At 61.6% G+C, this 21,259-nt stretch carries 26 protein-coding genes; 14 read left to right on the top strand and 12 right to left on the bottom strand.

From position 1 onward, the window contains the following. Positions 1-90: 90 nt before the first annotated feature. The 11 genes from CO655_RS07740 (at position 91) to CO655_RS07790 (ending at position 10,232) form a co-directional block, all read left to right on the top strand. Positions 91-2,325 carry a bifunctional (p)ppGpp synthetase/guanosine-3',5'-bis(diphosphate) 3'-pyrophosphohydrolase gene (locus CO655_RS07740; RefSeq protein ID WP_097606354.1) on the top strand — a complete coding sequence of 745 codons (2,235 nt, stop codon included), beginning with the start codon at positions 91-93 and terminating at the stop codon, positions 2,323-2,325. A 198-nt stretch (positions 2,326-2,523) separates the two neighbouring features. Then, on the top strand, positions 2,524-2,673 hold the full coding sequence (locus CO655_RS07745) for a DUF3563 family protein (RefSeq protein WP_004675049.1): 150 nt from the start codon (positions 2,524-2,526) through the stop codon (positions 2,671-2,673). Between the two features lie 155 nt (positions 2,674-2,828). Then, complete coding sequence (locus CO655_RS07750) at positions 2,829-3,419, top strand: DUF2062 domain-containing protein (RefSeq protein WP_097606355.1); 591 nt, start codon at positions 2,829-2,831, stop codon at positions 3,417-3,419. Between the two features lie 38 nt (positions 3,420-3,457). Then, positions 3,458-3,862 carry a holo-ACP synthase gene (gene acpS / locus CO655_RS07755; RefSeq protein ID WP_010028627.1) on the top strand — a complete coding sequence of 135 codons (405 nt, stop codon included), beginning with the start codon at positions 3,458-3,460 and terminating at the stop codon, positions 3,860-3,862. 339 nt (positions 3,863-4,201) lie between these two features. Then, positions 4,202-4,945 (top strand): signal peptidase I, encoded by a 744-nt coding sequence (gene lepB, locus CO655_RS07760; RefSeq protein WP_097606356.1) that lies wholly within the window; start codon positions 4,202-4,204, stop codon positions 4,943-4,945. Next, positions 4,942-5,661: a ribonuclease III gene (gene rnc / locus CO655_RS07765; RefSeq protein ID WP_064706760.1), complete on the top strand. Its 720-nt coding sequence runs from the start codon at positions 4,942-4,944 to the stop codon at positions 5,659-5,661. The genes lepB and rnc overlap by 4 nt, the downstream gene beginning before the upstream one ends. 7 nt (positions 5,662-5,668) lie before the next feature. Continuing rightward, on the top strand, positions 5,669-6,610 hold the full coding sequence (era, locus tag CO655_RS07770) for a GTPase Era (RefSeq protein ID WP_097606357.1): 942 nt from the start codon (positions 5,669-5,671) through the stop codon (positions 6,608-6,610). 152 nt (positions 6,611-6,762) lie between these two features. After that, positions 6,763-7,515, top strand: coding sequence for a Crp/Fnr family transcriptional regulator (locus CO655_RS07775; protein ID WP_097606358.1), 753 nt, complete (start codon positions 6,763-6,765; stop codon positions 7,513-7,515). 243 nt (positions 7,516-7,758) lie between these two features. After that, positions 7,759-8,244, top strand: a complete 486-nt coding sequence (locus tag CO655_RS07780; RefSeq protein WP_064682065.1) for a response regulator — start codon at positions 7,759-7,761, stop codon at positions 8,242-8,244. A 120-nt stretch (positions 8,245-8,364) separates the two neighbouring features. Then, complete coding sequence (recO, locus tag CO655_RS07785) at positions 8,365-9,135, top strand: DNA repair protein RecO (protein ID WP_097664281.1); 771 nt, start codon at positions 8,365-8,367, stop codon at positions 9,133-9,135. A gap of 101 nt (positions 9,136-9,236) precedes the next feature. Further along, complete coding sequence (locus tag CO655_RS07790) at positions 9,237-10,232, top strand: aldo/keto reductase (protein ID WP_010029365.1); 996 nt, start codon at positions 9,237-9,239, stop codon at positions 10,230-10,232. A 171-nt stretch (positions 10,233-10,403) separates the two neighbouring features. Here CO655_RS07790 and CO655_RS07795 read toward each other — a convergent pair whose 3' ends face one another. Both CO655_RS07795 and CO655_RS07800 read right to left on the bottom strand, forming a co-directional pair. Then, positions 10,404-11,261, bottom strand: a complete 858-nt coding sequence (locus CO655_RS07795; protein ID WP_097664282.1) for an MOSC domain-containing protein — start codon at positions 11,259-11,261, stop codon at positions 10,404-10,406. 9 nt (positions 11,262-11,270) lie between these two features. Beyond that, complete coding sequence (locus CO655_RS07800; RefSeq protein WP_097664283.1) at positions 11,271-11,915, bottom strand: HD domain-containing protein; 645 nt, start codon at positions 11,913-11,915, stop codon at positions 11,271-11,273. Between the two features lie 578 nt (positions 11,916-12,493). On the opposite strand from CO655_RS07800, the gene CO655_RS07805 reads away from it, so the two are divergent. Next, positions 12,494-12,835, top strand: a complete 342-nt coding sequence (locus tag CO655_RS07805; RefSeq protein WP_010030226.1) for a hypothetical protein — start codon at positions 12,494-12,496, stop codon at positions 12,833-12,835. Between the two features lie 123 nt (positions 12,836-12,958). Then, entirely contained in the window at positions 12,959-13,474 is a 516-nt protein-coding gene (locus CO655_RS07810) for a superoxide dismutase family protein (protein WP_010030227.1), read from the top strand. 26 nt (positions 13,475-13,500) lie between these two features. Here the strand turns inward: CO655_RS07810 and CO655_RS07815 are convergent, their stop codons facing one another. The 8 genes from CO655_RS07815 to CO655_RS07850 all read right to left on the bottom strand — a co-directional run bounded on the left by CO655_RS07815 (position 13,501) and on the right by CO655_RS07850 (position 18,680). Further along, positions 13,501-14,385 (bottom strand): mechanosensitive ion channel domain-containing protein, encoded by an 885-nt coding sequence (locus CO655_RS07815; protein ID WP_097664397.1) that lies wholly within the window; start codon positions 14,383-14,385, stop codon positions 13,501-13,503. A gap of 58 nt (positions 14,386-14,443) precedes the next feature. Next, positions 14,444-14,974 carry a tyrosine phosphatase family protein gene (locus CO655_RS07820; RefSeq protein ID WP_010029698.1) on the bottom strand — a complete coding sequence of 177 codons (531 nt, stop codon included), beginning with the start codon at positions 14,972-14,974 and terminating at the stop codon, positions 14,444-14,446. Then, on the bottom strand, positions 14,971-15,543 hold the full coding sequence (locus tag CO655_RS07825) for an HD family hydrolase (protein ID WP_097664284.1): 573 nt from the start codon (positions 15,541-15,543) through the stop codon (positions 14,971-14,973). Before CO655_RS07825 ends, CO655_RS07820 begins: the two co-directional genes overlap by 4 nt. A 29-nt stretch (positions 15,544-15,572) precedes the next feature. After that, positions 15,573-16,463 (bottom strand): folate-binding protein YgfZ, encoded by an 891-nt coding sequence (locus tag CO655_RS07830; RefSeq protein ID WP_097664398.1) that lies wholly within the window; start codon positions 16,461-16,463, stop codon positions 15,573-15,575. An 83-nt stretch (positions 16,464-16,546) separates the two neighbouring features. Continuing rightward, positions 16,547-17,299 carry a hypothetical protein gene (locus CO655_RS07835; RefSeq protein ID WP_097606365.1) on the bottom strand — a complete coding sequence of 251 codons (753 nt, stop codon included), beginning with the start codon at positions 17,297-17,299 and terminating at the stop codon, positions 16,547-16,549. Between the two features lie 18 nt (positions 17,300-17,317). Then, a complete protein-coding gene (locus CO655_RS07840) occupies positions 17,318-17,575 on the bottom strand; it encodes a hypothetical protein (protein WP_004675135.1) in 258 nt (85 codons plus the stop codon). 103 nt (positions 17,576-17,678) lie between these two features. Continuing rightward, complete coding sequence (locus CO655_RS07845; protein ID WP_170964982.1) at positions 17,679-18,122, bottom strand: TIGR02301 family protein; 444 nt, start codon at positions 18,120-18,122, stop codon at positions 17,679-17,681. Between the two features lie 123 nt (positions 18,123-18,245). Next, the gene (locus CO655_RS07850) at positions 18,246-18,680 is read right to left on the bottom strand and encodes an NUDIX domain-containing protein (RefSeq protein WP_097664285.1); all 435 of its coding nucleotides are present in this window, start codon (positions 18,678-18,680) and stop codon (positions 18,246-18,248) included. Positions 18,681-18,952: 272 nt separating this feature from the next. Here CO655_RS07850 and CO655_RS07855 point away from each other — a divergent pair, with 272 nt between their 5' ends. Beyond that, the gene (locus CO655_RS07855) at positions 18,953-19,717 is read left to right on the top strand and encodes an SOS response-associated peptidase (RefSeq protein WP_097664286.1); all 765 of its coding nucleotides are present in this window, start codon (positions 18,953-18,955) and stop codon (positions 19,715-19,717) included. A gap of 240 nt (positions 19,718-19,957) precedes the next feature. On the opposite strand, the gene CO655_RS33790 is transcribed toward CO655_RS07855, so the two are convergent. Continuing rightward, positions 19,958-20,104, bottom strand: a complete 147-nt coding sequence (locus CO655_RS33790; protein ID WP_010028596.1) for a hypothetical protein — start codon at positions 20,102-20,104, stop codon at positions 19,958-19,960. Positions 20,105-20,404: 300 nt separating this feature from the next. Further along, on the bottom strand, positions 20,405-21,250 hold the full coding sequence (gene pssA / locus CO655_RS07860; protein ID WP_097664287.1) for a CDP-diacylglycerol--serine O-phosphatidyltransferase: 846 nt from the start codon (positions 21,248-21,250) through the stop codon (positions 20,405-20,407). Positions 21,251-21,259 lie beyond the last annotated feature (9 nt).

Raw genomic sequence — 21,259 nt, forward strand, 5'->3', positions numbered from 1 at the left:
CTTGCGCCTTTATTGCTTAGGCATATTATTGCCCATGTGTGCGCCAATCGTTGATTGGCGCGCTTTTATTTTTACCGGAGTGGCTTTGGAATGATGCGGCAGTACGAGCTCGTGGAGCGGGTTCAGCAATACAAGCCCGATGCCAATGAAGCACTGCTGAACAAAGCCTATGTCTACGCCATGCAGAAGCATGGCCAGCAAAAGCGCGCGAGCGGCGATCCCTATATTTCCCATCCGCTCGAGGTCGCCGCCATCCTCACCGACATGCATCTCGACGAATCGACGATCGCGGTTGCCCTTCTGCACGACACGATCGAGGATACAACGGCGACGCGCGCCGAGATCGACGAACTCTTCGGCGAGGATATCGGCCGTCTGGTCGAGGGCCTGACCAAGATCAAGAAGCTCGATCTCGTCACCAAGAAGGCCAAACAGGCCGAAAACCTGCGCAAGCTGCTGCTCGCCATTTCTGACGATGTGCGCGTGCTGCTCGTCAAGCTCGCCGACCGTCTGCACAATATGCGCACCCTCGATCACATGTCGGCCGACAAGCGCGCCCGCATTTCCGAGGAGACGATGGAAATCTATGCGCCGCTCGCCGGCCGCATGGGCATGCAGGACATGCGCGAGGAACTGGAGGAGCTCTCCTTCCGGCACATGAACCCCGAAGCCTATGAGACCGTCACGAAAAGGCTGGAAGAGCTCTCCAAGCGCAACGAGGGCATCGTCAAGAAGATCGAGGCCGAGTTGCGCGACCTGCTGGTCGCCAGCGGCCTGACCAGCGCCTATGTCAAGGGGCGGCAGAAGAAGCCCTATTCGGTCTTTCGCAAGATGCAGTCGAAGTCGCTGTCCTTCGAGCAGCTTTCCGACGTCTACGGCTTCCGCCTGATCGTCGAGGACATCCCCTCCTGCTATCGGGCGCTCGGCATCGTCCACACGCGCTGGCGCGTCGTGCCCGGCCGCTTCAAGGACTATATCTCGACGCCGAAGCAGAACGATTACCGTTCGCTGCACACCACCATCGTCGGCCCCTCAAGCCAGCGCATCGAACTGCAGATCCGCACCAAGCGCATGCACGAGATCGCCGAATTCGGCATCGCTGCCCACACGCTCTACAAGGACGGCGCCACCAATGCCGATGGCGACATCCTTTCGCGCGAATCCAATGCCTATTCCTGGCTGCGCCACACGATCGAGGCGCTCGCCGAGGGCGACAGCCCGGAAGAATTCCTCGAACACACCAAGCTCGAGCTTTTCCAGGACCAGGTCTTCTGCTTCACGCCGAAGGGCAAGCTGATTGCCCTGCCGCGCGGCGCCACGCCGATCGACTTTGCCTACGCCGTTCACACCAATATCGGCGACACCACGGTCGGCGCCAAGATCAACGGCCGCATCATGCCGCTGGTGACGCGGTTGGCCAATGGCGACGAAGTCGAGATCATCCGCTCCGGCGTGCAGGTTCCGCCGGCCGCCTGGGAGGAGATCGTCGTCACCGGCAAGGCGCGCGCCGCCATTCGCCGCGCCACCCGCATGGCCATCCGCAAGCAATATGCCGGCCTCGGCCACCGCATCCTCGAGCGCACTTTCAATCGGGCCGGCAAGATCTTCTCGCGCGAGGCGATGAAGCCGGCGTTGCACCGTCTCGGCCAGAAGGACGTCGAGGATGCGATCGCCGCCGTCGGCCGCGGCGAGATGTCCTCGCTCGACGTGCTGCGCGCCGTCTATCCCGACCACCAGGACGAGCGCGTCACTGTCAAGCCTTCCGGCGACGACGGCTGGTTCAATGTCCGCAGCGCGGCCGGCATGATCTTCAAGATCCCCGGCAAGACCAAGGCGGGGGCCGAGGGCGGCCATTCCGAACTCGACGCCGATGTCGATATCGGCCCGATCCGCGGCCTGTCTGGTAATGTCGACGTCAAGTTCGCCTCGACCGGCGCCGTGCCCGGCGACCGCATCGTCGGCATCATGGATCAGAGCAAGGGTATCACCATCTATCCGATCCAGTCGCCGAGCCTGCAGCGCTTCGATGATCAGCCCGACCGTTGGATCGACGTCCGCTGGGACCTCGACGAAGCCAACAAGTCGCGTTTCATGGCGCGCATCATGGTGAATGGATTGAACGAGCCCGGCACGCTCGCCAAGGTGGCCCAGACGGTTGCAAGTCTTGACGTCAATATCCGCCTGCTGAACACCGTACGGGTGGCAGCCGATTTCACCGAAATGATGCTCGAGGTCGAGGTGTGGGATCTGCGTCAGCTCAATCAGCTGCTCGCCCAGATGAAGGAGCTCGACTGCATCGCCACGGTCCGGCGGCTCTACGAATAGGCTTTTGTTAAGCCTGTCACGGCAGCCAACCCGAGAATTTGCACATTTTATGACCGCTTCAAGGTCAAGTCGGCGCATGGAAGTGGCAATGTATGCGTTCCGTGCATGGCTGTCCCCATGTTGCGGGCGGTGGTAATTAACCTTTGCCGGGACTATCTTCTGATCGTCGAAAACGTAAACAGAAGATGAGACAAGGAAATGTTTGATCCTATCAGGAAAATCGCTCGCGCTCTTCGCGCTCCGACCACGCAGGAACGTGAAATGGCCTATCTGAACGGCTCGTTCGATCGTATCGATCTCGAGTTTCGTCAGCGTCAGGTCGACCGCGGTCTGTTCCGCAGCCGCTAATAGCGGATTTATACTTGGATGAGTGGGGGACGTTGCGTTACGAACGCCCCTCGGCATGAGGCCGCTGCTCCGCAGAGAAAATTGAGCGGCTGTTTTGCGGGTGGTATCATTTGCCGCTCTTGTCACGGTGCTGTGCGCTGCACTAAATAGCCGCCATGTTGTTTCGCCGTCGCAAGCCTGCGGGTTTCAAGGAAAAGATGCGGGAGCTTCTGTGGCCCCGAAAAGGTTTCCTTCGCCCGATCCGTTATCTGACAATGCGCATTCTGCGCCTGAGCGCCTCGCCGCATGCGGTTGCGGCCGGCGTCGCCGCGGGCGTCTTCGTCTCGTGGACGCCTTTCATCGGCGTGCATTTCGTCATGGCTTTCGTCATCACCTATTTCCTCTCGGGCAATATGGTGGCGGCCGCCCTCGGCTGCGCTGCCTTCGGCAATCCGCTGACCTATCCCTTCATCTGGGGCATCACCTGGGAGATCGGCCATCTGCTGCTCAGCCGCGAGGATCATCTGGCCGGTCAGGCGGTGGATCTCGCCGCCCTCTTTCACAAGCTGAACTTCACCGAATTATGGAAGCCGGTGCTGGAGCCGATGCTGATCGGCGCCATTCCGCCGGCCGCCGTGACCTCCGTTGCGCTCTATGCGTTGACGTTCTACACCGTGAAGGGGTTTCAGACGCGCCGCCGCACGCGCCTGATGGAGCGGGCGCGCCTGCGTCTGGCGGGGCCGGTTAGCGACATGCCGAGCGTATGAAACCCGTGCAGAATGCTTAAGCGACGGAAGGGTCCGGCATGATCATCGGCATTGGCAGCGATTTGATCGACATTCGCCGTGTCGAAAAATCGATTGAGCGCTTCGGTGAGCGCTTCACCCATCGCTGTTTCACCGAGATCGAACGGGCCCGTTCCGACCGCCGGGCAAACCGTGCCGAATCCTATGCCAAGCGTTTCGCCGCCAAGGAAGCCTGTTCCAAGGCGCTCGGCACGGGCCTCGCCCAGGGTGTCTTCTGGAAGGACATGGGCGTCGTCAACCTGCCGAGCGGCAAGCCGACCATGGTTCTGTCAGGCGGTGCCGCCGCAATCCTCGAATCGATGCTGCCCGCCGGCCACAGGGCCGCCATTCATTTGACAATAACCGATGATTATCCCTTGGCGCAGGCCTTTGTTATCATCGAGGCGTTGCCTGAGAGCCTGTGATCGTGACCTCGGGGAGCGTTGATCGCGACCTCTCGTCGCTTTTGATGTTGTCGCCATTGCCGCAACCGGCCGAAGCCGCTAGAACAGGATGATCTGAAGCCGGTCGGCCTGAATCCTGTTCTGGATTAAAGAATTGGAGCATGATGTTGTCCGAAAGCTGCTGACACTTTTCGGCATCATGCCCTACAGCGCCGCGCGTCTCTTCAGGTGCGCAGAGGACGCCGTAGCACTTTGAATTGCTGCATAATTCCCTAAATCGATATTGGTTTAGGAAATTATGCAGTAAGAGAACGACAGAAAGAATTGCGCCTCTGCGGCGTCTTGAAGGAATAAGACTGCGTGTCCGAAAAAGTCCAAACCAAGCCGAACGCCCTCTGGGAAAATATCAAGGTCATCATTCAGGCGCTGATTTTGGCGATGGTGATCCGAACCGTGCTGTTCCAGCCCTTTACCATCCCGTCCGGCTCGATGATGCCGACGCTGCTCGTCGGCGACTACATCTTCGTCAATAAGTTCGCTTACGGCTATTCGAAATATTCGCTGCCCTTCTCTCCCAATATCTTCAGCGGTCGCCTGTTGGGTTCCGATCCGAAGCGTGGCGACATCGTCGTTTTCCGCTTCCCGCCCAATCCCGATATCGATTACATCAAGCGCTGCATCGGTCTGCCCGGCGACCGCATCCAGGTCACCGACGGCGTGCTCTACGTCAACGGCAAGCCGGTTCCGAAGGTTGCAGACGGCAGCTTCACCTCGGATTACAAGCTCGATCCGGGTGAGGACGTACCGGTCTTCCGCGAAACGCTGGACAATGGCAAGACCTACGACACGCTCGACCAGTCTCCGGTCTCGCGCGGCGACAACACCCGTGAATTCATCGTGCCGGAAGGCCATTATTTCATGATGGGCGACAACCGCGACAATTCCCTCGACAGCCGCTTCGATGTCGGCTTTGTGCCGGCTGAAAATCTCGTCGGCCGCGCCAGCGTCATCTTCTTCTCGCTCGGCAACGACACGTCTTTCCGCGAAATCTGGAAGTGGCCGACCAATATGCGCTGGGACCGCCTTTTCAAGGTTGTTGAATGAGCAAGGCGCAGACGCTTTCTGCGGCGGACCGCGCAAAGCTTGAAAGCCTGATCGGTCATGACTTCGCCGAAAAGGCACGCCTGGATCGCGCGCTGACCCATGCCAGCGCCCGGACGGAAAAGGGCGGCAATTACGAGCGGCTGGAGTTTCTCGGCGACAGGGTCCTCGGACTCTGCATCGCCGAGCTCCTGTTCCGCACCTTCGGCACGGCGGGGGAAGGCGAGCTCTCGGTTCGTCTCAACCAGCTCGTCAGCGCCGAAACCTGCGCTGCGGTCGCCGACGAGCTCAACCTTCACCTCTATATCCGCACCGGCGCCGATGTGAAGAAGCTGACCGGCAAGCGCATGATGAACGTGCGCGCCGATGTCGTCGAAAGCCTGATCGCCGCGATCTATCTCGACGGCGGCCTCGAGGTCGCGCGCCGCTTCATCCTGCGCTACTGGCAGGGCAGGGCGGTCAGGGCCGATGGCGCCAAGCGCGACGCCAAGACTGAGCTGCAGGAATGGTCGCATGCGAAATTCGGCGTCACGCCGATCTATCGGGTTGATGAACGCAGCGGACCGGATCATGATCCACGCTTCAAGGTGACGGTGGAAGTTGCTGGCATAAAGCCGGAAACCGGCGTAGAGCGGTCGAAGCGTGCCGCCGAACAGGTGGCGGCGACCAAGATGCTCGAGCGCGAAGGCATTTGGCAGCAATCGCCTGCCGGAAACTGACGGGACAATGACACAAGAAGAAGATATCGCGGCTGAAGCTGCTGCAGAAACTCATGGCCCGACGCATTCGGGCTTCGTCGCGCTGATTGGCCCGACCAATGCCGGCAAGTCGACGCTGGTCAATCGCCTCGTCGGCGCCAAGGTCTCGATCGTCAGCCACAAGGTGCAGACGACCCGCGCGATCGTGCGCGGCATTGCCATTCACGACAATGCCCAGATCGTCTTCATGGATACGCCGGGCATTTTCAAGCCGCGCCGCCGGCTCGACCGCGCCATGGTGACCTCGGCCTGGGGCGGCGCCAAGGATGCCGATCTGATCATGCTGCTGATCGACAGCGAGCGCGGCCTGCGCGGCGATGCCGAAGCCATCCTCGAAGGGCTCAAGGAGGTCCAGCAGCCGAAGATTCTGGTGCTGAACAAGATCGACCGCGTCAACCGCGAGGATCTGCTCGCGCTGGCCGCGAGCGCCAACGAGAAGATCGCTTTCGAACGCACCTTCATGATCTCGGCCGAAAACGGCTCCGGCTGCGACGACGTCATGGACTATCTGGCAGCGACCCTTCCTGAAGGGCCGTGGTACTATCCGGAAGACCAGATCTCCGATCTGCCGATGCGTCAGCTCGCCGCCGAGATCACCCGCGAGAAGCTGTTTCTGCGGCTCCACCAGGAGCTTCCCTATTCCTCGCATGTCGAAACGGAGAAGTGGGAAGAGCGCAAGGACGGCTCGGTGCGCATCGAACAGGTCATCTATGTCGAGCGCGACAGCCAGAAGAAGATCGCGCTCGGCAAGGGTGGGGAAACCATCAAGGCGATCTCGACGGCGTCCCGCAAAGAATTGTCGGAGATTCTCGAACAGCAGGTTCACCTCTTCCTGTTCGTCAAGGTCCGCGAAAATTGGGGCGACGATCCCGAGCGGTTCCGTGAGATGGGTCTCGATTTTCCGAAATAGCGGTGGCAAGGATTTCATCGGGCAGACGCCAGTCCCTTGTTTCCTTGGAAAAAACCCGCTTCGTTGCGGAACGAATCCATGGCTTTGCGCATTCCCTGCTCGACGGTGCGTCGATGAGGGGCCGCCGGTTTGTTAAGACCGCGGGAGCAGGCATGGCAACGTCGAGACCCATCCATTCCTTCAAGACCCCTTGCGAGCAATGTCCCTTGCGGCCCCTGCCGCATTTCAGGGAGTTCAGCCGCGACGAGCTGGAATTCGTCTCCCGCTTCAAGCGCGGCGAGCTCGCCGTCGATGCCGGTTCCACCATCCTCGTCGAGGGCGCACACAGCGCCCATCTTTTCACCGTGCTTTCCGGTTGGGGCTTCCGCTACAAGATGCTGGAAGACGGCCGCCGCCAGATCCTGAATTACATCATGCCGGGCGACCTGATCGGCCTGCAGGGAACGATTGCCGGCGAGATGCAGCATTCCATCGAAGCGCTTTCACCGGTTTCCCTCTGCGTCTTCGAGCGCGACAGGCTGATGACGCTTTATAACAAGCACCCCTCGCTCGCCTTCGACATCACCTGGATCGCCGCGCGCGAGGAGCGGATATTGGATGAACATCTCCTCAGCATCGGCCGCCGCACAGCACTGGAAAGAGCGGCCTATCTGCTCGCGTTCCTGTTTGAGCGCGGCAGGAAGCTCGATCTTTTCAACGGCCGCAAGTTCATCCCCATCACCCAGCAGCACATCGCCGACACACTCGGTCTTTCCATCGTTCACACCAACAAGACTTTGAAGAAGCTCAGCGGACGGGGATTGATCCGCTGGCAGGAGCGCGGCTGCGAGGTGCTGAACGGTGAGGAACTGATGGCGATCGCCGGCTGGGATGGGCTTGGAGAGGGCAAGCGCCCCTTCATCTGAAGCATGGCGCGCAAAAGTGGGCCGCGATCTTGCGATAAGGACCTACGCGAAAAAAGACCTGAAGCGCGAGGTGTGAGCGGAAGGTTGCGGTGCGCTCCACGGCTATCCGACAGATGCGGCATGGGCGTGCGGAAACGCACAGCCGGCCTGTCTATGTCTTTTTTAAATGCGCATTAGCATCTGGCGAAATAAGGTCGGCCCTCGTCTTTCCTCCGATTTGATTCTTATTGGCCGGACAGAAAAATGGTTTATTCAGAAGTGGTGGCGGAATTCACCGATAGCGTGCCATGCGGGGCACCGGAGGGCAATGATGTTGGCGAAACGGCCGGGGCGCTGCGACAGGCGCTCGACGAGGGGCATGGAATCATGAGCGCAAACCGTGTTCTGGTTCTTGAGGACAGTCTGATCATCGCCATGGAGGCGGAGGATATTCTGCGCCTGGCCGGCGTCGACGGCATCGATATCGTCGGCAGCCTCGAACAGGCGAGGGCGGCGATTGCTGCGGAAAGCTATGATTTCGCCCTTCTCGACGTCAACCTCGGTGAGGGCATGAGCTTCGGATTTGCCCGCCATCTTCTCGATGTCGGCATCCCCTTCGGCTTCGTCAGCGGCTATTCCGATATACGCGATTTCCCGCCCGACCTGCAGCATATACCGCTTCTGGTGAAGCCTTTCGACGAGAAGGCGATGTGCGAATTCCTGCAGAGGCTTCTTCCGGCCGCGGCTTGACCCGGCCGGACGCCGAAAGCACGCTGTAACACTTTGAATTACTGCATAATTCCCTAATTCGATTTCGATGGCGGGAATTATGCGGTAGGATGGAATCGTCAGCCGCAGGGACTTCTTTCGATGCAGTGGCAGGACCACGCGATCATTCTGGGCGTCAAGCGCCACGGTGAGACGAGCGTCATCGCCGAGGTGATGACGCGTGATCGCGGCCGCCATCTCGGCCTGGTGCGTTCCGGCCGCTCTCGCGCCATGCAGCCGGTGCTGCAGCCGGGCAATGCGGTGGAGGTTATCTGGCGTGCCCGGCTTGACGAACATCTCGGCGAATTCCGGGTCGAACCGGTGACGCTGCGCGCCGCGCGCCTCATGGAAACGGCGACCGCCGTCTACGGCGTCCAGGCAATGGGCGCGCTGCTGCGGCTGCTGCCGGAGCGCGACCCGCATCCGCATCTCTTCGACGCGCTGGAGGTCATCCTCGATCATCTGCACAATCCGGCCGATGCCGGCGAACTCTTCGTGCGTTTCGAGCTGGCGGTGCTCAACGATCTCGGCTTCGGTCTCGATCTTGCCGAATGCGCGGCAACCGGCGACCGTTCCGATCTCGCCTATGTCTCGCCGAAATCCGGCCGCGCCGTCAGCCGCAGCGCCGGTGCGCCGTGGGCGGACAAGATGCTGCTCCTGCCGCCCTTCCTCGGCGCCGAAGGCAATCAGGCGGCGGACTTCGACAGCCTTTCAGCCGCATTCCGTCTGACGGGTTTCTTCCTGCATCGCCATGTCTACGAGCCGCGCGGCATGGAGGCTGCGGCCGCGCGTGACGGTTTCGTCCAGGCCGCACTCAAGGCGCTCAATCCAGCCTTGCGGACGCTTTCCGGTCCAAACGACGTCTCCGCCTGACCTCGTTTTTTACTGCTGCAAAACATCCTCCGGATTTGGCGGTTTACCCGCCTGGGAGCTCTTCCTATGTCTTGAAGGGCTGCCAACCACGGAGGTAACTCATGCTGACCAAGACCGCATCACCGACGACGATCACGCTCTGGAACGGCCGCGAAATTCCGCGCCTCGGCATGGGATGCTGGGCGATCGGCGGCCCATTCTTCGCCGGCGACACGCCGCTTGGCTGGGGTGAGGTCGATGACGACGAATCGGTGGAAGCAATTCATCGCGCCATCGCCCTCGGCATCCGCTTCTTCGACACCGCCTCGAATTACGGCGCCGGCCATTCGGAGGAGGTGCTCGGCCGGGCAATCGGCAATCGTGACGATATCATCGTCGCCACCAAATTCGGCTTTGCCACCGATCCGGAAACGAAGCAGGCAATCGGCGCCTTTGCCGATGAGGTTTTCATCCGCCGCTCCGTCGAGACATCGCTGCGCCGTCTCAAGCGCGACCGCCTCGATCTCTTGCAATTCCACCTCAATGATTTTCCGCTGGAGCAATCGGATGCCGTCTTCGATACGCTGGAGGCGCTGCGTGCCGAAGGCAAGATCGATGCCTTCGGCTGGAGCACCGATCATCCCGATCGCGCCGCCCGCCATGCCGGGCGCAAGGGCTTTGTCTCGATCCAGCATACGATGAACGTCTTCGAGCCGGTGCCGGAGATGATCGCCGTGGCCGAGCAGAAGGGCCTGATCTCGATCAATCGCGGTCCGCTGGCCATGGGACTGTTGACCGGCAAGTTCACCGCCGACAAGGCGGTCGGCGCCAAGGATGTCCGCGGCGCAGCGCTCGAATGGATGGTTTACTTCAAGGACGGGCGCATGGCCCCGGAATTTGCCGCAAGGCTCGATGCCGTCCGCGACCTTCTCAAATCAGGCGGCCGCACGCTGACGCAGGGTGCGCTCGCCTGGCTCTGGGCAAGGTCGCCGCGCACCTTCCCCATTCCGGGTTTCCGCACCGTTGCCCAGGTGGAGGAAAATGCCGGCGCGCTGGAAAAGGGACCGTTGCCGACCGGTGTCATGGCGGAGATCGATGCTGCACTCGGGCATGCATGAGAGGCGGTGAATCTGCCCCAAGGCTCCCTCATTCCTGTGCCTGTCACAGGAATCCTGCCACCGCGCGTCTGCGCGGTGACTGACCCAATGCAAATTTGAAAAAAAGACTTACGCGCCCAAGGACTTGGGCGCACTGGATTCCTGTGACGAGCACAGGAATGCGCATGTGACCTACCTTCGGGCACGAACCTTCAAGGCCAAGCCCTCCGGCCTCTCCGCGATGATCTTCACCGCATCGCCGATCGTGATCCTGCCGCTGCCGCGCGGCGTGACGTTCCAGCCGAACAGCGGGCCGGGCACGCGCCGGTCGGCCGACATGCGGATGCGGCCCATGGCCGGCATCGGGTTTGCCACCTCGCGTGACCCGGTCAGCTGGTCCTGCGTCGTCATGATGCAGCGCGAGCAGGGTTTGACGAGATCGAAGCGGATGCCGGCGATCTCGATCGCCGCCCAACGATCCTCCGGCCAGGCCTCGTCGGTGTCGATGACGATATTCGGTCGGAAACGCTCCATGCCGACGCTGCCTTCGCCATGGGCGGCGAGATCGGCGTTCAGTGCCTGCAGCGAGCCGGTCGTCGTCACCAGGATCTGGTAGCCGTCGGTAAAGCTCACCGGCGTGCCTTCGCCGGCCCATTCGGCATTCGCCGTCCGTTGTGCCTGTCCGTCGAAAAATACCAGCCGCACCTCGCGGCGGAGCCATTCGGACAGCTGGCGATTGCTCTCTGCATCGGCGACGGCGGCGCTGACGGTCGATTTCCACACGCTCACATCCATGCGGATATCAGGCCGGGGCGGCGGCACCGATATCTCGGGCTTGCCCTGCATCAGCAGCCGGAAGGCGCCTGCCTCCGGCCGTATTTCGATACGCGCGAGATCCGGCAGTTCGCGCTGGGTGATGAAGTGGCCCTGCGGGTCGGTGATCATCGCCCGCCGGTCGCCGGGAAGCCCATAGGCGTCAATATCGGCGGCGGGCAGCGCAATGGCGCGAGCGCTCTTGAGCGGGTAGATGAAGAGGTCGCTGACACGCATGCCGTTCTCCTAAATTTCGTCCATGAATGCCGAGAGAAAATCACGCAGACTTTGGTCACGCGCAGCTGCCAGCCGGCGGCCGGTCTCGGTCTGGAACCCTTCCGCCAGTTTGAACAGCTTCGTCTGGAAATGGTCAATGGCATAACGCTTGTCGTCGAGAGGACGGTTCGTTGCCGCCGGGTCGAACGGATCATAGAGCCCGGATCCCATTCGTCCGCCGATATAGAAGCAGCGCGCGACGCCAACCATGCCGATTGCGTCCAGTCGGTCGGCATCCTGCAGGATCTTCGCCTCGATCGTCCGCGGCGTCACCCCGGCGGAGAAACTGTGAGCGGTGACGGCATGCGCCACGGCGCCGATATCCGCCGCGCTCCAGCCGAGTTCGGCCAGGATCACTGAGGCTTTTTCCGCCGCCAACGCCGATGCTTTGGCCCGCAAGGGGGAATTCTTTTCGACCGCGACGCAGTCGTGCAGCAGCACGGCAGCGGCGAGGATGCGTCCGTCTCCGCCTTCGCCCGCATGGATGCGCATGGCGTTTCTGAAGACGCGCAGGATATGGGCGAGATCGTGTGAACCGTCGTCGCCTTCGGCCGCATGCGCAATCAGCGACGCTGCGAGCGTCTCATGAGGGGAGAAGGCTTCGGCCTTGAACATTGCGCCACCTGTTATTGGGGAAAATCGTCCATAGCGCACCGGCCGAAAGCGAGGCTCCCGGGAGGCGGCGCGGCTACGAAGAGCTGCAGAACACGGAGCCGGTTTTGTAGCGGCTTGCCGTGCGAGTCGCAATCACGAGGAGTTCGGCGCTGACCTCAGGAGAAGTCTGTCGCACCGTCGCTTCCCGGCGGCATGGAGAGAAGGTGCGGCACGTCGCGAGCGGGGCGCGGCGGACTGATGTGATAGCCCTGGATCTCGTCGCATTCCTCGCATTGCAGCGCCAGCTGGGCGGCCGTCTCGACGCCTTCGCCGGATTGATATTCGGTTGCAGTGCAGCAGGCGCACGCGCGGTCCGAACCCCGTGTTTTTACATTAAAAACCGCTGAAATATCGGTGATGCTGGCGACAAAGAGCCGATCTGGCAGTCATCCGTTAATGCCCGTCAATCTTTATTAATGAGAAGTTAACAACTTATTGACGCACTGCGCAAATCAGTTTAACCACCGAGTCACTCGTAATTTTCAGCTCTCGTATTGCGTACAAACACCACCGGCAAAAGGCGGTGAATGGAGGTTTGTATGACCCGCACCACATCCGTTTCAGATACTTCATATGCATATCTTGCGACACTTTCGCGGCTCGATTCCAATGGTGACGGCGTGCTCAGCCGCGGCGAACGTGCCGCCGACGAGAAGCCCGGTATCATCAAGCAACTGCTGGAAGACGACACGGCCAGCGACACGCAGCCGAAATTTTCCGGCAGCCTGATTGCGCTGATGATGGACACGCGCGACACCGCCACGACGAGCAGCATTGCCGTTCCCTATCCATTGCAGCAGACTGCGCCGACGACCGGCGATCAATCCGACGATCTTTACCGCAACACCTACGGCCAGTTCGATTTTGACGCCGTCGCCTGACGGCGGCTGAATTCAGGTGATCTGCAAGCCGGCCGTTGGCCGGCTTTTTCGTTGGATGGTCCGCAGAGGAACACCTTCCGGGCTGACACGTTCAGAAGGACAACCGGAGGGAAGGAGATCTCCATGAAAGCCATGCGCATCATCGCCGCCCTGAGCCTGCTTGCGATTGCCCTGCCGGCAGGTGCTCAGGACAAGCAGACGGCGGTCGCCAATTTCGTCGGCAAGGACGGCAAGGAAACCGGCCGCGCCCAGCTGACCGCCGCCGCCAATGGCGGCGTGCTGATCGAAGTGGAGATATCGGGACTGCCGGCGAATAAATGGGTGGCCTTTCATGTTCACGAGACCGGCCGCTGCGATGCGGCCACCCATCACGAATCGGCAGGCGGCCATTTCAACCCGGACTCGGCCGAGCACGGGATTCTGGCGGCCAAGGGACCTCATCCCGGCGATATGCCCAATCAGTATGTCGGACAGGACGGCGTGTTGAGAGCCCAGATATTCGACGCCATGGTGACGCTTGACGGCAAGAAGGATGGCATCCGCGGCCGCGCATTGATGGTGCATGCCAATTCGGACGATTATCGCAGCCAGCCCTCCGGTGATGCCGGGGAGAGACTTGCCTGCGGCGTCGTTCAATAGGCCGACAACCCCCGCGCAGCAATGTTTCACTGCCGCGTCGGCTTTTCGGCCGTCGCGGTGCCGTTGGACCTTTTTCTCGGCACGGAATTTGAATCGTCCCGCAAAGCGGCCGGATCGTCCTTTTCGTCGAAGGCAAGTTTTACCCGCTTCACCATGTCACGGCTGACCTGCCACCAATCACCGGTCTTCGCCCAGTAGCGCAGCGTTAACGATATTGTGCTGTCACCGAGGCTGTCGATGAAAACGCTGGGTGCCGGTGACGGCAGCACCCTGGGATTGCCCTTGGCAATGCCCATCAACGTCTCCATCGCCAAATCAAGATCATCCCCACGAGAAATGCTGACCTTGAGGTCGTTCTGCCGCGTGGGTTCGCGGCTGAAGTTGGTGATCGGCGTGTTCCACAGCGTCGAATTCGGCGCCAGCCGATAGAGCCCGTCGCCGGTTCTGAGTTCTGTCGCAAACAGCCCGATCTCGCGCACCGTGCCGGCCACGCTGCTGGTCTCGATATATTCGCCGACGCGGAACGGTCTGAGGATCAGCAGCATGATGCCGGCCGCAATATTCTGCAGCGTCCCTTGCAGCGCCAGCCCGATCGCCAGGCCGGCCGCGCCGAGGGCGGCGATGATCGAGGCGGTCTGGACGCCGAATTGGCCGAGCACGGTGATGAACACCAGGATCAGCAGTGCATAGCGGATGACATTGGTGAAGAAGCGCGCCAATGTCTCGTCGATGCCATGGATGCGCGACAGGCCTTCATAGGCCCAGCGGCTGACGAAGCCGGCCAGCGTCCAGCCGACGACGAGCAGGATCACCGCTCCGAGGATGGAGAAGGAATACTGGACTGCGAGCGCGCTTGCCTGGCTGAGCGCCGTGCGGGTGGCAAGAAGGACGTCGGCTGCTTGTTGTTCCATGATTTGGCCCTGCGGATTGTGCGTGGTCGAGGGCAAGATGGAGCGGCCGGCGGCAGCGTCAACCGCAGGCGGCGTCCCGAATCCCAAGCAAGAAGGGCGCATTGCCGTCGGCATCTGCGCCGCGCCCGATTGCCCGTACGGCCGCGACCAGCCGGCCGCCGCGGTCAAGCAAGGTGTCGCCGATCTCGATCAGCCGGGTGTTCGGCGTCGCGAAGGGCGAAGCGGCGCGCAGCCGCCGTGCCAGCTCTTCCTCGCTCTGATCCGGTGCGAGCGACAATGCGGCGATGAGAGCGGCCGCCGGGGATCGCGACACGCCCATCCAGCAATGGATGAGCAGCGGCGTCTCCTGCCGCCACGATGCGGCAAACTCGATAATCCCCTGCACATGCGTTTCATCGGGCGCCACGAGACCGCCGGTGCCCTTGAACGTGATGTCGTTCATTGCAAGCGTCAGGTGGCGCTCGGGCGCGATCACGCCCGGCCGGTGAAAAGCCTGTTCCCTGGCGATCAGGCTGATCATGTCGCGGGCCTTGTGGCGCACCGCCATTTCGGCGATGCGTGACAGCGGCGAGACGACGATGAAGCTCACGATCCCATCTCCCGCTCGGCCTCGATCGCCGCGAAACGCTCGCAGAACAGCCGCTGCGCTTCCACTGCCGGCAGCGGTTCGATCATCAACATTTCCCTGCTGACCCCGCGCGGCTGGCCGAAGAATTTTTGCGCCTCGGCCGGCGTGAAACCGGCAAGCACCGTCGCCTCGAAATAGGCGGCAACCGTGTCGGCCTTCTTGATCCGCTCCTTGAGCTCGCGCGTGGGATGCGGCGGCAGGCCGAAGCGCAGGTGTATGGCCGCCTCCAGCCGCATTTCCACCGTCTTGTAGCCGCCGCCGACCACCGATTTGAACGGCGAGATCATGTCTCCGATCACATATTCCGGCGCGTCGTGCAGCAGCGCCATCAGGCATTCCTCCGGCCGGGCATTGTTGAAGCGGCGGAAAATATCTTCGACGACGAGACTGTGCTGCGCCACCGAAAAAGCATGATCGCCCGATGTCTGGCCGTTCCAGCGGGCGACGCGCGCGAGCCCATGGGCGATGTCGGCGAGTTCGACATCGAGCGGCGAGGGGTCGAGCAGGTCGAGCCTGCGCCCGGACAGCATGCGTTGCCAGGCGCGCGGAGCCTTAGTCGTCACGCGCTGGCCTCGTCGGCGCTGGTGGGGAAGGCAAGGCCGGACCATTGCGGCAGGGTGAGAGAAACCGGTGTTTCGCCGGCCAGCAGCGGCGTGCCTTCCGACATCGCGGCGCCGGCGCGGTCGATGCGCACGATCGCAAGTCCGCTGCCGCCCTCGACGGAACCGAGTGTCCCCACAGGCTTGCCGGCAGCAGTGATCGCAGTGCCCGTCCCGGGCAGAGCCGTTGCGGCGGATACCGTGACGACGCGCCGGCGCGCGGTGCCGCGGTGCTGCATGCGCGAAACCACTTCCTGTCCGACATAGCAGCCCTTTTTGAAGGAGAGGCCGCCGTTCAGATCCATCAGCACGTCATGCGGAAAGGCATCCTGCAGCGCGAAGTCCGATCCCGATATCGCAACGCCGTGGGCGATGCGCAACGCGTCGTAGAGCGCCTCAGCGCCATCACCGTGCCGCCCCGGCCGGCGGGTCAGCGTGATGCCGGCCTTGGCGAAGCGGCTGTCCCGGACGCCTTGGCTGTCCCGGACGCCCTGGCTGTCCCGGACGGCCTCGGCGTCGCTGATGCCATCGGCATCTTCGCCCCAGCAAACGCTGATGCCTTCTTCGGCGACGGGCGCAAGCGTGACGGCGGCCCGCAGCCTGTATATCGTCAGCCGCTTCATGAGCCCGTCACGCTGGCCGGCATCGGTTTCGATCACATAGCCGTCGCCGTCCTGCCAGATCATGAAGTCGAACAGGATCTTGCCCTGCGGCGTCAACAGCGCCCCGGGCCGCGCCTCGTCTGAAGCAAGCGAGGCGATATCGGTGGTGATCAGGTTCTGCAGGAAGGATTGAGCGTCCGCGCCGCCGACGGAGAGCAATGAGCGGTCTTTCAGGAATACGGATGGCATGGCGGAACCTGTCGCGTTGGTCATCGCTCAGAGGTATGACTTCATAAGGTGGATCGCAAGCGCCATGCGGCTTGCGTGGGGCGTCAGTCGCCTGCCGTGAAGAATTTCCATTTGCCGTCGGGCGTAATGCCGAGGCGATAGAAATTATATCCGCCGAATTCCTGCATATCGGAGAGATCGCCGGCGGTGACGATGCGCAGCAGTTCGACGCGTTCCGGCGGCGTCAGCGACTTCAAGTCTTTCTCGGCGAAATAGGGCCAGACATACATGTCTTCGGCTGTGCCCTGGCCGACATGCACGAAGCCGGTCGAGACGATGTCGAGCATGATGGCGAGGATTTCGTCCCCATCGGGATCGCCGGAAAGATCCTTCAGCGTGCCGATCGGATCGTCTGTGGGCTCGCCGACGGTCACCTGCGTCTGTTCTGCGCCGGCGCCCATCAGCGGCCGCAGCCGTTCGAGATCGCCGGAGGCGGCCGCTTCGACGATCTGCTGGCGCATCTTGCGCACCGGCTCGGGCGCCTTGCTGATGTCGTGGATCACCTCGACGGGCTTGGAATTGTCCTGCGCGCCCGGCGTTTTGTCGACACCCTGGCTGTTCTGGCTGTTGACCAGCGGATCGGCCATGGGAACGCCGGGGGTTGTGTCGCCCTGCGGCTGGCTCTGCCCCTGGGCGTTTCCCTGTGCCGGCTGATCGTTCGGCTGGCCGGGGATCTTGTGCAGTTCGGAAAGCGCATAGGCCGAGGGCGCAAGGGCGAGACTGCCGGCGGCAAGGCTGAATGCAAGCATCACCGGCGCGAGCGGAATTCGCGAAACTTTCTCTTTACCGATGCGCATCGAACTCTCTGATAATAATTATTGCAGGGTGCGGTTGGCGGAGAATTCGCCGGCAAGCATACGGTCGCGCAGCGAATCGAGCAGAGCTTCGGCGCTGCTTTCCCCATGCAATCTAATGGTCTCGCGCAGTGCATGCGCGATGGCGGCATCAGCGATGATCTCAGGCTCGATCCCGTCAGCCATGCCGTCGGCCCAAGCCTCGTTCTGGTACTCCAGAGCCGCCTGCATCTTTTCGTGGACGATCATGTCGTCGATCTCGTTGAGGCTTGCTTCCATTGTCTTTTCCTCAGAACTTCTCATCTCTTACTGCACCGTTAACAACACTAACAGCCTTTTCCCAAAACGACACGTCCGCATGCGAAAACAGGTTAATTAAACGTCAATTTCCAAAGCGCGAGGTAATTTCTGTGGCAAGTGTTGCACCTTCGTTACGGTAGCGCTCTTCTGCCACGATGGCCGCCGGGGTGCAATCCGTATAGACCGAGGCGAAGGCGCGATAGCCGCGATTGAAGGCTGCAGTGAGCCTTTCCTTGCGTGGCGGTTCGTTGCCGGCCTCCGAATCGAGCAGCTGCTGCATGCCCTTTCGCCACTCATCACCGCCCGCCGCCTTGCAGAGGGTTCTCAGATAATGCACCGAACCCAGCACTTCAGCGAGCCGCGCCAGTTTGTCGTCATAGGGTACGATCGCGGCCGGCGGCGCAATCTCCTCCTCCTGTGGAGGCGGCGTGTTCTTGCCCTGAGCCATGGTGGGGCCGGCGAGCACGAGCAGGGACAGGACAACGCGTCGAACGGGAATCATGCTCCCAGTTGATACGTTGAGCATGACGGCAACAAGGCGCGCTTGAAAGTTTCCACTTCTATTCGCCGCCCGCCAGAGCATGATGCCGAAAAGTGTCAGCGGTTTCGGATGACATCATGCTCTAACTTTTAATTCAGAACAGGATGATTATCGGCCGGTTGGCCTATTATCATCCTGTGCCAGCCGTTCCGCGCATTCGAGCACGCTCTGCGGCACGGGCAGTCGCCGAATCTCATCCACCGTGTACCAGCCCAGCGCCGCTGCATCGTCGGCGGCCTCCGCCACCATGTCCCGGTCGGCCTCGACGCGAAAGACCGACAGGAAGAAATGGCTCTTGATGCTGCCGTCCGGCCCATGCGTCTTCAGGTCATAGGTCGAAAACAGCCGCGGATTATGTACCGGGATGCCGGTTTCCTCGCGGAATTCCCGCAGCGCCGTCTGCTCCGGCGTTTCGCCCGGCTCGGCGCGCCCACCTGGAAAGGCATACATGTCGGCGGAAGGCGGGTTGCGTCGCAACACCAGCAGGAATCGCCCGTCGCGTTCGAGAATGGCGGAGGAGGCGGCGTTGGCGGTGGAGATCATAAGACTGCCCTCGTTGTGACGATCGATTCTATCGCATGGACCGATTGTTGCATGCCGCCGCTGCCTGGCTTCCGCAATTTTCGTGTGGGCCGGCTCGGAAGACAAGGCCCGGAAGGCGGTGCAGCGGTTCCCGAGATGAAGCCATGTGTGCGACAAAGATTCCAGCGCTTTAGCTTTTTGGTCGCGGCATGTTCTTGAAAACCGCTGCACAGTCTTGCGCGGCATGCTCCGGGTGCCTTGACCGGACTCGGACCGGGTGCAAAGACAGGCCGATGTGTGGACGTTTCGCCCTGACAAGTTCCAGCGCAGAGCTGAGCAATTTCCTCTCCGGTGTCGATCTCGACGATTTTCCGGCGCGCTACAACATCGCCCCAACGCAGCCGATCCTCGTCGTTATAGCAGGTGAGGGCAGGGAGCGAGGCAGCAATCTGGCCGACCGGCGCGCGGTGTTGGTGCGCTGGGGTTTTACCCCGGCCTGGGTCAAGGACCCGAAGGAATTTCCGCTGCTGATCAATGCCCGCGCCGAGACGGCGATCGGCAAGGCCTCGTTTCGGGCGGCGATGCGTCATCGCCGCGTGCTCATTCCGGCCTCGGGTTTTTATGAATGGCATCGTCCGCCGAAGGAAAGCGGCGGCAAGCCGCAGGCCTATTGGATCAGGCCGCGCCACGGCGGGATCGTCGCCTTTGCCGGGCTGATGGAAACCTGGTCCTCGGCCGATGGCTCGGAGGTCGATACCGGCGCGATCCTGACGACGTCGGCCAATGCGGGCATCTCGGCGATCCACGATCGCATGCCTGTCGTCATCAAGCCGGAGGACTTCTCGCGCTGGCTCGATTGCAGGACGCAGGAACCGCGTGAGGTGGCCGACCTGACGCAGCCCGTTCAGGACGATTTCTTCGAGGCCGTACCGGTCTCCGACAAGGTCAACAAGGTTGCCAATATGGGGCCCGATCTGCAGGAGCCGGTCGTCATCGAACGGCCGCTCAAGGCACCCGAGAAGCAAAGGCCGAATAACGGCCAGCTCAGCTTTTTCTGAAACGCTATCGGCCGCTTCCGGCACGGCGGCCTGTTCGGCTCATTCGCGATGTCACGGCATGTCGCGCAAAAAGCGTGTAGCGGTTTTGCGGCAACGACATGCCTGAGAACAAAGACCTATAGCGCAAGAAACGAATCCGCAAGATCACGACGCTTTAGAAACATGCCGCAGTCTTGGGGCAACGGCATGTCGGAAACTGGAAGGTGAAGCGCAGATGACGGCAGTTCGAAGCTCGGCGCTTCAGGCGGATTTCTTGACGCTCTCCGGCTTGTTCTTTGCCATCAGCGATGCCGCGGCAACGGCCTTGAGGCCGACAGGGCGATAGTTGGCGGCGAGGTCCGGCTTGGCCGTCTGCTGTTCGCCGGTACTGCTCTTCTTCGAAGTCACGGATACTCTCCTTTACGTGGTTCTTCCCTGGATATTTTATTTTTGCAGTTTCGCCAGAAATAGCGACAAATCGGCGGCGTCGCTTATCAGGAATTGTGAACGCCCACCATAATTCGCGAGGCTTAACTGAAGCCTACGTTGGTTAATACTTACTGAAAGAAGCGGTTCCAAAAAAACTGCACAGCCGTTTTCCCCGGGGAAGCTCATGGCTTCCCCGGAAGAAGCGCACGTTTTCCGGGAATCTGCGAGAACGAGGGGAGCAGCATTTCCAGGGGAGAGAGGCCAGGAAATGCTGGAAGGTCAGATGTGACGGCCGATATCGTCGTCGCCGACGCCGGGCTCCTCGATCGTCAGCGTCCCATATTTCCGCCGCCATTTCCGCGCGCCGAAGGGAAGCGATACAAGGTAGGCGGCAACGGTAAACACCATCACCTCCCAGGTGTAGCTCATCAGCAGAGCCACATAGAGTACGACGCCGAGCATCATCGGCAGCACGAGATCGCGCCGCAGCCGGTTGCCATCCGATTTGCCCGACCAGACCGGCAGCCGGCTGATCAGCAGGAAGGCGATGAACACGGTGTAGATCGACGAGATATAGGCGAAGGTGCGGTCGGTCGCGAGCCCGAGGAAACCGAGATAGACCGGCAGCAACACCAGCATGGCGCCGGCCGGCGCCGGCACGCCGACGAAATATTCCGACTGCCAGCTCGCCTTGTTCTCGCGTTCGGCCATGACATTGAAACGGGCAAGGCGCAGTCCGGCGGCGATCGCATAGATCAGCGCCGCGATCCAGCCGAGCGAGCGCGCCTGGTCGAGCGCGAAGACATAGACGACGAGGGCGGGTGCGACGCCGAAATTGACGATGTCGGCAAGCGAATCCATCTGCGCCCCGAACTTCGAGGTCGCCTTCATCAGCCGTGCGACGCGCCCGTCGATGCCGTCGAGGAAGGCGGCGACGAGCACCATGGCGACGGCGAGCTCGTAGCGATTCTCGAAAGCAAGCCGGATGCCGGTCAGCCCGGCGCAGATCGCCAGAATGGTGATGAGGTTCGGAAAGACGAGACGGAGCGGGATTTCGCGCAGACGCGGGCCGCGGGCGGAATCATCCGGACCATTGGGCTCGAAGGGCGGAAAAGGCGTTTCCATATCGCGTTC

The organism is Rhizobium sp. M1, assembly GCF_002531805.1.
Lineage (GTDB): Bacteria > Pseudomonadota > Alphaproteobacteria > Rhizobiales > Rhizobiaceae > Rhizobium > Rhizobium etli_C.